The sequence below is a fragment of the Micromonospora sp. GCM10011541 genome, assembly GCF_042650725.1.
Classification (GTDB): Bacteria; Actinomycetota; Actinomycetes; order Mycobacteriales; family Micromonosporaceae; genus Micromonospora; species Micromonospora sicca.
The window spans coordinates 1-10,773 of sequence record NZ_JBHSBP010000059.1 but is presented as its reverse complement, the minus strand read 5'-3'; the positions used below and the strand labels follow the sequence as shown (position 1 = coordinate 10,773).

At 72.5% G+C, this 10,773-nt stretch carries 7 protein-coding genes and 1 pseudogene; 7 read left to right on the top strand and 1 reads right to left on the bottom strand.

Going from position 1 to position 10,773, the window contains the following annotated elements; all coding sequences use genetic code 11:
• Nucleotides 1-531 (bottom strand): annotated as a pseudogene (locus ACFOYX_RS26230) (hypothetical protein); the annotation flags it as partial.
• Nucleotides 532-1,311: 780 nt separating this feature from the next.
• On the opposite strand from ACFOYX_RS26230, the gene ACFOYX_RS26225 reads away from it, so the two are divergent.
• From ACFOYX_RS26225 to ACFOYX_RS26195, 7 genes are all read left to right on the top strand, one after another.
• Nucleotides 1,312-2,181 (top strand): hypothetical protein, encoded by an 870-nt coding sequence (locus ACFOYX_RS26225; RefSeq protein WP_322444006.1) that lies wholly within the window; start codon nt 1,312-1,314, stop codon nt 2,179-2,181.
• A 772-nt stretch (nt 2,182-2,953) separates the two neighbouring features.
• Nucleotides 2,954-3,340, top strand: coding sequence for a pilin (locus ACFOYX_RS26220; RefSeq protein WP_322444005.1), 387 nt, complete (start codon nt 2,954-2,956; stop codon nt 3,338-3,340).
• Nucleotides 3,340-4,260, top strand: a complete 921-nt coding sequence (locus tag ACFOYX_RS26215; RefSeq protein ID WP_322444004.1) for a conjugal transfer protein TrbL family protein — start codon at nt 3,340-3,342, stop codon at nt 4,258-4,260. Before ACFOYX_RS26220 ends, ACFOYX_RS26215 begins: the two co-directional genes overlap by 1 nt.
• Nucleotides 4,257-5,207, top strand: coding sequence for a PrgI family protein (locus tag ACFOYX_RS26210; RefSeq protein WP_322444003.1), 951 nt, complete (start codon nt 4,257-4,259; stop codon nt 5,205-5,207). Before ACFOYX_RS26215 ends, ACFOYX_RS26210 begins: the two co-directional genes overlap by 4 nt.
• The gene (locus ACFOYX_RS26205; protein WP_322444002.1) at nt 5,204-6,997 is read left to right on the top strand and encodes a helicase HerA domain-containing protein; all 1,794 of its coding nucleotides are present in this window, start codon (nt 5,204-5,206) and stop codon (nt 6,995-6,997) included. The genes ACFOYX_RS26210 and ACFOYX_RS26205 overlap by 4 nt, the downstream gene beginning before the upstream one ends.
• A gap of 152 nt (nt 6,998-7,149) precedes the next feature.
• On the top strand, nt 7,150-9,510 hold the full coding sequence (locus tag ACFOYX_RS26200; protein WP_377534488.1) for a type IV secretory system conjugative DNA transfer family protein: 2,361 nt from the start codon (nt 7,150-7,152) through the stop codon (nt 9,508-9,510).
• 247 nt (nt 9,511-9,757) lie between these two features.
• On the top strand, nt 9,758-10,714 hold the full coding sequence (locus ACFOYX_RS26195) for a replication-relaxation family protein (RefSeq protein WP_322444000.1): 957 nt from the start codon (nt 9,758-9,760) through the stop codon (nt 10,712-10,714).
• The last annotated feature ends 59 nt before the right edge of the window (nt 10,715-10,773 follow it).

The following is a 10,773-nucleotide window of genomic DNA, read 5'->3' as shown; positions in this document are numbered from 1 at the left end:
GTTGGTGGTGTCGGCGGGGTCGAGGGGCCAGCAGGCCACGACCAGGCTGGTCGCCTCCGCCAGCGACGCGCGACCGGGGTAGGTGCTGGCCTCGTCGGCGGGCACGTCGGGGTCGGTGAGGTCGTCGCCGAACCACGTGCGCATGTCCGGCAGGTCGCCGCTGCTGTCGTCGGGCTGGGTGGCGGGGTCGGGGCGGGCCGGCGGGGTGGCCGGTCCGATGATCAGACTGGACGCGTCGGTGAACCAGCCCGGGTGGTGCCGGCGTGCGCCGGCCGCGCAGACGGCGGTCAGGGCGTGGTCGTCGGTGAGGTCGACGACGGCGTCGCCGGGGCGGCTGTAGGCGGCGACGAGCCGGTAGGCCAGTCGGGCGCTGATGGTGCGGCCGGCGTCGGCCGGGCCGCGGGCGGTGCGCCACACGGTGACTGGTACCGGCGGGTCGCCGGCGACCAGGTCGATCAGGGTCGGGTCGACGTCGTGCGGGTCGACGGGCTGGGCGGGGTCGGGGTGGTGCTGCGGCGTGTGCTCGCTCATCTGGATGTGGGCTCCGCGCCGCGCCGTGATGCGCTGACACCCTCAAACCGGCGTTTGTCAGCGCTGGCGGACACCCCCCGGTCTGACAGCGCTCTGACAGCACCACCGGGCCGGCTCTGGAAGCAGCCCAACCCCGTGCGGTCAGACCGGCGCACCCGGGGCCGTCGACGCCGCTGCCCTGACAGAAAGCGACGGACACCCCTGGCAGGGCAACGACGCATGTCGATGACATGGGTGCGTGGCCGGCACTGTCAGATCCGCGCTGCGTCGTGACAGGGCGCGCGTGTCGGGTCTGGCGGTCGTCCGGTGTCGTCGATGACAGCGCGCAGTGTCGTGTCATCCGGCGGTGCCGCTGCCAGATCGTCGTCCGCCGCCGCCGTGACAGACACCGTGCCGCCGTCAGGTCGGCAGTGTCTGACAGCGGCACGCTGTCAGACACCACCCTGGCGTCGCGGCGGGGTCGTCAGAGCGCTGTCAGATCCCTCTGACGGCGCGGCCCGGCTGTCAGATCCCGCCGGCGCGGCTGGTGTCACCACCGGGCTGGCGGCGTCAACGCGCAGGTCAGGACCGGTCTGTTGGACCGCTGTCAGAGTCGGCGCCGACGGCCGCCGTTGTCCGTCAGGCCGGCGCGCTGGTGGGCGGACACGGTGTCATCGGGGCGTTGGCCTGGGCTGTCAGAGGTCTGTGAGGTCGCCGTGGCGCAATCGGTGTCTTGCGCGCCGGGGTGGCACCGCCTCGGCGTGTCGTCGACGATCTTCTTCTGCCTTGGAGTGTGTGGACATGACCGTGTCCGACCCGGACTGGCCCGACTCGCCGCTGGACGCCGTCGACGCCGCTTTCGCGGCGCTGACATGCGGCCCCGGCACGATGACACTCGACCTGGACACTCTCGGACCTGACACCGGCTTGCCGGACGGTGTCGTGCCACTTCCGGCGCTGCGCGATTGGCTGCTGCGCCATCCCCGTGCCTACGCGGCGCGTGACGCGGTGTGGCGGGATTTGGTCCGCCGCGCTCGCCTCGACGGACCGTCCTGGGTCATCGCGGCGGTGGCGATGGCGATGCCCGCGCTGCGCCGGAACGCCGGGCGACTGCGTGTCGGTTGGTCCGGTGACGCCGCCGACCTCGACGCAGAGATCCTCACCGGTTTCCTCACCGCCCTGCGCGACCGCGTCGACCTGGCCAAACCCGCGCCGCACGCGGCGCTGTGCATGGCCGCCTGGCGGGCCGGACACGAGATGCTCAAGCGCGCCGGGACCGCGGTGCCGGTAGAGGACGTCGAGCACGTCACCGGCCCCCGCACCCCGCACGTCCCCTACGGCCATCCCGACCTGCTCGTTCGGCGCGCCGCCCGCCTCGGCCTGATCGAGCACACCGACCTTGACCCCTACATCGACCTGCGGCTCGGGCACCGGTCGATCGAACCCATCGCCGCGCGTCTGGGCATCACCGTTGACGCCCTGCGCAAGCGGATGAACGGCATCGACGAACGCCTCGCCGACGCCCTGGCCAAGGGACTACTCACCAGCGTCGTGTCCCCGAAGGCCCGCGCGTACCTGCAGAACCAGTCCGTGCACCGCACGCGGACCCGCACCGGCCGCGTCACCACCCGGCCCGGGCGGACGGCGCCCCCGGCAGCCGCCGCTGCCTGACCTGCACCGCATTCCTGAGGCGGGGTCCGACCATGACGGTCGGGCCCCGCCGCTGCTGTCGCGCCCCCCAATTGCCGCAATTCTGGCGAGCGCTGCGGCACGCTGTTGGGGCAGCACCGGGGTAGCCCGCGCGCGCCTGGGCTCAGCTGTGGGCCGGGGCATGTCGGGGCACGGCACGGCCCAGCCGCTCGCGGTTGCGGCGCTGTGCCCGGTGCGACCCGGCGCATGCCCGCCGAGCCGTCGGCCCCGGGTTTCCGTGCCCTAGATGTCAAGGGCTGTCAAAGCCTGAAGACCTTGCCGAGGTCTGGCACGGGACACCACCAGCGGCTTGTCCGAACTGACAGCGGGCGGTCCGCGCTGTCAGCAGCGCCACGCGAGCGCCCCGGCGGTGCCGTCTGAGCTGGGCTGCCAGACGTGCAGCTGCGCTGCCAGACCCGTGTCAGGTCCGGGGGTGTCCGCCAGAGCTGGCAAACGCCGGTTTGAGGGTGCGGAACTTTTCCCGCGGCGCCGCACGAGGCGCTGCGGGGGTTCCGCCCGCCGCCGGGCCCCGAGGTTGGGGCCGACCGTGAGCCGGGCGCCTCGGGTGCCGCGCCGTCTTGGTGCGCTGACACCTCACCGATACCGCCACACCCGACAGGGAGGACGTGCTCCTCCCGAGGGCCTGTCGCGGCTCGACGACGCCCCCTGCCTTTCGCGTCCGGCGGCGGCCCCCTTGACCGCCGTGTTTTGACGCCCCACGCCTGGCATGGGTGGGGCCGGAGGTGAAAAACCCATGTCCCGCATCCCGGCACGTCTTCGTGCCCTCACCCGCTCCCGCACCGCCCGCCCGGTCGTCCGCGTCGCCGCCGTCACCGGCGAGGTGCTGCTGTTCCTGTCCGTGCCCGCTGCCGCGCACGCCGACACCGGCATGCCCGTGCTGGCGGCGAACTCCCTGCCGGTCGTCATCTTCAACCTGCAGACCTGGCTGATCGGCATCCTCGCCGCCGTGGCCACCCTGTTCCTCGTTCTGGCCGGCGTCTACTGGGCCACGGCCGGGGGCGACCCGGCGCAGGTCGACAAGGCCAAGAGCGCGCTGAAGAACGCCCTGGTCGGCTACGGCCTGGCCATCCTCGCGCCGATCCTGCTGCAGATCGTCCAGGGCATCGTCGGTGCACCGTGATGGGCTTCGTGCTCAACCAAATCCTCGACTGGCTGGCGGCGGCGATCCTGGCGACCTTGGACGCGCTGTTCGGGGTGATCAGCAGCGCGCTGCTGATCACCCCGAACGTCACCGCCCTGCCGCAGGTGCAGGCCCTGACCGGCCGTTCGGTGCTCGTCGTGGACACCGTCTTCGTCCTGGCGTTCGTCGCCGCCGGGGTGCTCACCATGACCGCCGGCGGCGACGAACGCTCCCGTTACACGATCAAGGACTTTCTCCCCCGCCTGATCGTGGGGTTCGTCGCCGCGCACTTCTCCCAGCTGTGGTGTGCCATGCTCATCGACCTCGCCAACGCCCTCACCGCCGCGCTCACCACCGGCGACGGCGACAGCGACGGCGCGCTGCGGGCGATCAAGACCCACATCAACGCGGGGCAGGACAAGACCGCGGTGCTGCTGTTCGTGACATGCGTGGCGATCATCGCCGTGCTGCTCGCCGGTACGGCGTTCAGCGTGATCGTCCGCTTCGCCGTCGTGCTCGTCCTGACCGCTTTCGCCCCCTTGGCCTTGGCGTGTCACGCACTGCCGCAGACCGACCCGGTCGCCCGCCTGTGGTGGCGCTCCTACGCCGGCACTTTGGCGGTGCCGGCGGTGCAGGGCTTCACCCTGTATGCCGGGCAGTGGATGCTCACCGACCCCGACCACCTGCTGCCCGTGCTCGGCCTGCCGGTCGACCCGGGCGGGGTGATCAACCTGTTCGTCGTCATGGTCATGCTCTGGACCACCCTGCGGGTGCCCGCCCTGATGAGCCGCTTCGTCTCCGCCTCCGGCGGCGGCCGCGGCACGAACATGATCGGCGCCGCGGTACGGGTGATCCTGGTGCAACAGGTCACCCGCTCGATTCCCGGCCTCGGCCGGGGCCTTCGGGCGGTGGGCCGATGAACGGCCACACGGACATCGGCCGGGCGCGGATGCCCGCCGACGTCGACGCCCCCGACAAGGTCGCCTACGGGCTGACATTCCGGCAGCTCGCGATCCTCGCCGTCGCGGCCCTCGCCTTCTACGGCGCCTGGCAGGGCCTGCACACGGTCGTGCCGGTGCCGGTGCTCGTCGGCGCCGCCGTTGTCGCCAGCGGGCTGGTCTTCGGTGTCGCGGTCGGCCGCCGCGACGGGCTGTCCCTGGACGTGTGGCTCCTCGCCGCCGTGCGCCACTCCCGGATGCCTCGGGCGCTGTCGACCACCGACACGACGTCGAAGACCCCCGACTGGGTGCAGGCGCCGAAGACGACGGTGATGCTGCCGGCGCCGCTGAAGCTGCCCGCCGACGCCATCTCCGACGGCGGGGAGATCCGCCTCGGCGGGGTCCGGGCGGCGATGGTCGCCGCCACCAACGTCAACCTCGCCCTGCGCACTCCCGACGAGCAGGCCGCCCTGGTCGACACGTTCGGCTGCTGGCTCAACAGCCTGTCCACGCCGACGCAGATCGTCGTGTCGGCGCAGCCGGTGGACCTGCACTCGGCCGCCCGCACCCTCGCCACCGCGGCCGACGCCCTGGCACATCCGGCCCTGGCCGACGCCGCGAGTGACCACGCCCGCTTCCTCGACGACCTCGCCACCCGCAGGGACCCGTTGCGCCGGCAGGTCCTCATCGTCACCCGCACCAGCGCCGGCGAGCGAAGCAACGCCGCTCGCCGGCGCGCCGACGACACCGTCCGCGCCCTGTCCGGCCTCGGCGTCACCACCCGCGCCCTCGACGGGGCGGCCGTCACGGCGGCGATCGCCGCTGCCGCCGACCCCTACCGCTCACCCCGACCCGGTGGCCTCGCCGCCCCCGGCGCCGTCATCACCGGCCCAGGCATGCACACCGAGAGAAAGAAGCACCCCCGATGAGAACGCGCACAGGTTCCCGCACGCCCACCAGCGGTGGCCGCCAGCCCTGCACGCTGGCGGCCACCGTCGCTCCCGCCTCGGTTGAGGTGACCCCGCGGATGCTGCGCGTCGGCGACGGCTACGCCGCGACCCTCGTCGTCACCGGCTATCCCGCCGAGGTCGGCCCCGCCTGGCTGGAGCCGCTGCTGTCCTGGCCGGGCCGCCTCGACCTGGCGCTGCACATCGACCCGCTGCCCGCCCCGCTCGCCGCGTCCCGGTTACGCAACCAGCGCGCCCGCTTCGAGTCGTCGCGGCGCGCCGACGCCGAGGCCGGCAAGCTGTCCGACCCCCACGTGGAAGCCGCCGCGGACGACGCCGCCGACCTCGCCCAACGCCTCGCGCGCGGCGTGGCGAAGCTGTTCCGCGTCGGCCTGTACCTGACGGTGCACGCCCGCACCGAAGACGAACTCCGCGACGCGTGCGCGCAGGTGAAAGCCGCCGCCGCGTCGACGCTGATCGAGGTGCAGCCGGCCACCTGGCGGCACCTCGCTGGCTGGACCACCACCCTGCCCCTGGCCACGGACTCGCTGCAGATGCGCCGCACCATGGACACCCAGGCCTTGGCAGCCGCGTTTCCCCTCGCGTCGGCGGACCTGCCCGCGCCGCTGCCCGGCGACCCGCCCGCCGAAGGCGGCATCCTCTACGGCGTCAACCCCGACTCCGGCGGCATCGTCTGGTGGGACCGCTGGACGCAGGAGAACCACAACTCGGTCGTCCTAGCCCGCTCCGGCGCCGGCAAGAGCTACTTCGTGAAGCTGGAGATCCTGCGCAACCTCTACCAGCAGGTGCAGGTCGCCGTCATCGACCCCGAAGACGAGTACCCGCGCCTCGCCGACGCCGTCGGCGGAACCGTGGTCCGCCTCGGTGTGGCCGGGGTGAAAATCAACCCGTTCGACCTGCCCGCCGGGGACACCCGCCCCGACGTGCTCACCCGCCGCGGCCTGTTCCTACACACCCTCATCGCGGTGCTGCTCGGCCACCAGCCGCCCCCAGCCGAGCGGGCCGCCCTGGACCGGGCGATCCTCGCCGTCTACCGGACCGCGGGCATCACCGCCGACCCCGCCACCCACCACCGCCCCGCCCCGCTCCTGCGCGACCTCGCCAACCGCCTACACGCCGATGACGACCCCGCCGCCGGCCAGCTCGCCGCCCGCCTCGCACCGTGGGTGCAGGGATCGTTCTCGGACCTTTTCGACGGACCGAGCACCACCCGCCCCGACGGGCACCTCGTGGTGTGGTCCCTGCGGCACCTGCCCGACGAGCTGCGCACCGTCGGCACCCTCCTCGCCCTCGACGCGATCTGGCGGCAGGTCGACGCCCCCCGCCGGCCGGCGGCTCGCCGGCTGGTGGTGGTGGACGAGGCGTGGCTGCTCATGCGCGACGGCGAAGGCGCCCGGTTCCTGTTCCGCATGTCCAAGGCCGCCCGCAAACGCCACGCCGGCCTGGCCGTCATCACCCAGGACGTCGCCGACGTCCTCAGCACCGACCTCGGCCAGGCCGTCGTCGCGAACGCCGCCACCCAGGTGCTCCTCAAGCAGGCTCCGCAGGCCATCGACGCCATCGGCGACGCGTTCGGCCTCACCGCCGGCGAACGACGCCTCCTGCTCGCGGCCCGCGTCGGCACCGGCCTGCTGATTGCTGGCACCAACCGGAGCAGCTTCGAGGCCATCGCCTCCGACACCGAGCACCAGCTGTGCACCACACGCCCGACCGACCTCGTCGACCTCGATGACGAGGGAGACGACCTGTGACCCCACCTCCCACCGCCAGCATCACCCTCCTACCGACGCCGACGCCTGGCCCGTCCGGGCCGGGCGCTGGCTTTGTCGTACCCCCGACCGGGCCCGGCCGTTGGTTCCTCGACGCCGCCGCGTGGGCTGGGCAGCGGCCGTGGCTGCTGGCCATGGCCGCCGCTGCCCTGGTGGTCTTCGTCGCCGGGCGCAACCTGCTCGCCCTGTGGCGGCACCGCCGGCACGCCGACGGTGCCCGCCTCGTCACGATCGCCCCGCCACCGGAGGTCGACCCGCACAGCGCCCAGGCACTGTGGGCGAACCTCACCGGCACCCTCACCGCATCCCGCCGTCGCCGCCGGCTTTACGGCAGCCCGCATGTGGTGTGGCAGTACACCTGGACCGGGCGACGGCTGCTCATCTCCGTGTGGGTGCCCGGCACCGTCCCACCCGGCGCCGTCGAAGCCGCCATACGCGCCGCCTGGCCGGGCGCCGCCTGCACCACCGACGACACACCCCCACCGCCGATGCCCATCGACGTGCCGGCGGCGGTGGGCGGACACCTGCTGCCCACCGCCGCCGAATGGCTCCCACTCCACACCGACCACGACAACGACCCGCTGCGGGCCCTGATGTCCGCCGGCTCCCAGCTGCGAGCCGGCGAACACGCCTGCGTGCAGGTCCTCGCCCGTCCCGCCTCGCCGCGCCGGGCGTTGCGCGCTCAGCGGGCCGCCGCGCGGCTGCGCGACGGCAAGACCGCCATTCCCACTCTCAACCCGGCGGCACCCCTGCTCTGGCTCATCGAGGTCTTCCAGACGGGATCCTCCGCCCGCACCCGGCCCGGCCCTGCCGCCGGCCGGAGGAATCCAGCGGTGGAACGCGACGTGCGGGCCATTCTCGACAAGACCGCCCACCCGCTGTGGGAGACCGCCGTGCGCTACGCCATCGGCAAGGACAACCACCGCGCCAACAGCGACCAACGGCCCCGGCTGCGCGGCATCGCCGACACGGTCGCGTCATCCTTCGCGGTCTACTCCGGCCGCAACCGCCTCACCCACCGCACCCGCATGCCCCACCCCGCCGCGGTCCTCGCGTTTCGGCGCCTCGGCGCTGGGTTCCTCACCTCCACCGCCGAACTCGCCGCCCTCGCCGCCCTGCCCCGCGATTTGGCCGTACCGGGCCTGGACCGCGCGCGGGCGAAGTCCATGCCCGCCCCCGTCACCGTGCCCACGGGCGGGCGCGGCACGAAGGTCCTCGGCGACGCGCAGGTCGGCGGGCACGGCGTCGCCCTGGCCGTCCCGGACGCCCGGTACCACCTGCACGTCGTCGGATCCACCGGCTCGGGGAAGACCACGCTGCTGGTCAACATGGCCGTCGACGACATCAAAGCCGGCCGCGGCACCGTCGTCATCGACCCCCACGGCGACATGGTCCTGGACATCCTCGACCGGCTCCCCGCCTCCATCGCCGACCGGGTGGTGCTGTTCGACCCCGATCAGCCCAACCCGCCCACGATCAACCCGCTCTCCGGCGACGACCCCGACCTGGTCGTCGACAACCTCGTGTCGATCTTCGGGAACATCTTCGCCAAGGCCTGGGGACCACGCATGGACGACGTCATGCGCGTCGCCTGCCTGACCCTGCTGCGGCACGCCAACGTCACCCTGCAGCACATCCCACCCCTGCTCAACAGCGCGCAGTTCCGCTCGGCGATGACCGTCGACCTCGACGACCCGGCCGGACTGTCCGGCTTCTGGCAGTGGTACGACCAGCTCAACCCCGCCCTGCGCTCCCAGGTCATCGGCCCCGTCCTCGCCCGCCTCCGGGCGTTCCTGCTGCGCGACTTCGTCAAACGCACCATGCGCTACCCGAAATCCAGCTTCGACATGGGCAAGGTCCTCGACGGCGGCGCCCTGCTCGTCCGGATCCCGAAGGGCCAGCTCGGCGAGGACACCAGCAAGCTCCTCGGCTCCCTGATCCTGGCGCAGGTATGGCAAGCTGCCACCGCCCGCGCGAAGACCGCCCCCGACAAGCGCCGCGACGCCACGCTGATCATCGACGAGGCACAAAACTTCCTCACCCTGGCCAACAGCCTCGACACGATGCTCGCCGAAGCCCGCAAATACCGGCTGTCCCTCGTCCTGTCCCACCAGGACCTCGCCCAGTTCCCCAAGGACCTCCTCGCCGCGGCATCAGCGAACGCCCGCAACAAAATCTACTTTTCGTGCGCACCCGAGGACGCCCGCGTCCTCGCGAGACACACGCTGCCCGAGCTCGACGAGCACGACCTGACGCACCTCGACGCCTACACCGCCGCGACCCGCCTGGTCGTCGACGGCCGGCAGACCCCGGCGTTCACGCTGCGCACCCGTGCGCCGCAGCCGATCGTGGGCGAGTCCACCGCGATCCGAGAAACCGTCGCACGGACCGTCGAGGCGCAGAACACCAGCGCCATCGACGCACTCGTCGACCGGTTGTCCCAGCCCCGCGACGACAAAGGGGGAAGGGCCAAGGGCGGCAGACGCCTCGCCTGACCGGGCCAAATGCCCTGCGGATCAGCGCTTCGGTGTCTGTCAAGGCAGCCAGTTCGAGGCCGCGATGCCCCTTCGGTCAGCGCATCACCACCCCTTCACCCCCGTCAACTCCGTGCCGCTGACAGACCAGCTCGGGTGGGCCTGTCAGTGCTGCACACCCCCCGTGACCAGCCACAGCCGCAGGGTCCACCAATCCCAGACACCCCTCCCATAGAGGGGACCCTCCTCCTGCCTGAAGGGAACCCGCATGTCCGCCGAACACTCCGACCCGCAGTCACCCGACCCTCCTCACCCCCACTCCTCCGAGCCTTCCTCGCCCGACCGCTCCACGTCCTCGCGCCGCCCGGCCCGCCACGACCGGCTGCAACTCCTGCGTCGCCTGACCCTGCGCGACCGGCAGCTGCTCGGCTGGCTCGCCGAGCACTACCTGCTGTCCACCGACCAGATCGCCCAGGCGCTGTTCCCGTCCCGACGGGCAGCCCTGCTGCGCCTCGCGGCGCTGCACTCCATCGGCGCCGTCACCCGATTCGTGGACATCACCACCGGCACCAGTCAGTACCTCTACGCCCTCGGCCCGCTCGGCGCCGTGGTGCATCCGACCGCCTACACCGACCCGGACCGACCGTCGGCGCGCCCGCCGCGCAGCAGCATCGAGCGCACCGAACGCATCGTCGGCAGCCACAAGCTGCGTCACCTGCTCGGCGTCAACCAGCTCTTCGTCGACCTGCACGCCTACACCCGCACCGACCCGAACGCGCAGCTGACGCGGTGGTGGTCCGAGCAGCACGCCACCGCCGCCTACGCCGCCGCAGACATCCGCCCCGACGCCCACGGCGTCTGGTCCGTCGGCCACCGCAGCGTCGGGTTCTTCCTCGAACACGACAACAACACCGAGAACCTCAGCCGGGTGCTACGCAAGCTGCGCGCCTACGAACGCCTCGCCGAGTTCGGCCCCCGCTACCCCGTCCTGCTACGGGTACGCGGCCGCCGCCGGGAGGCGAACCTCCTACGCGCCCTGGCCGGCGTGCCCACCGCCATGCCGGTGGCCACCGGCATCCACGACGAGCACCCCGCCGGCCCGGCCTGGACCCTCACCACCGACCCGGGCCTGCGCCGTTGGCTGCACGAGCTGCCCAGCGACCACGGCCCCGACAACCCCGCCACCAACCCGCACCGCTTCACCCACCCCGATACCAGCGACTAGCCTCGGTCTTTCGCTAACTGTTGATCAAGGTTGTTGAGGCGGTTGGTTGATCTTTTGGA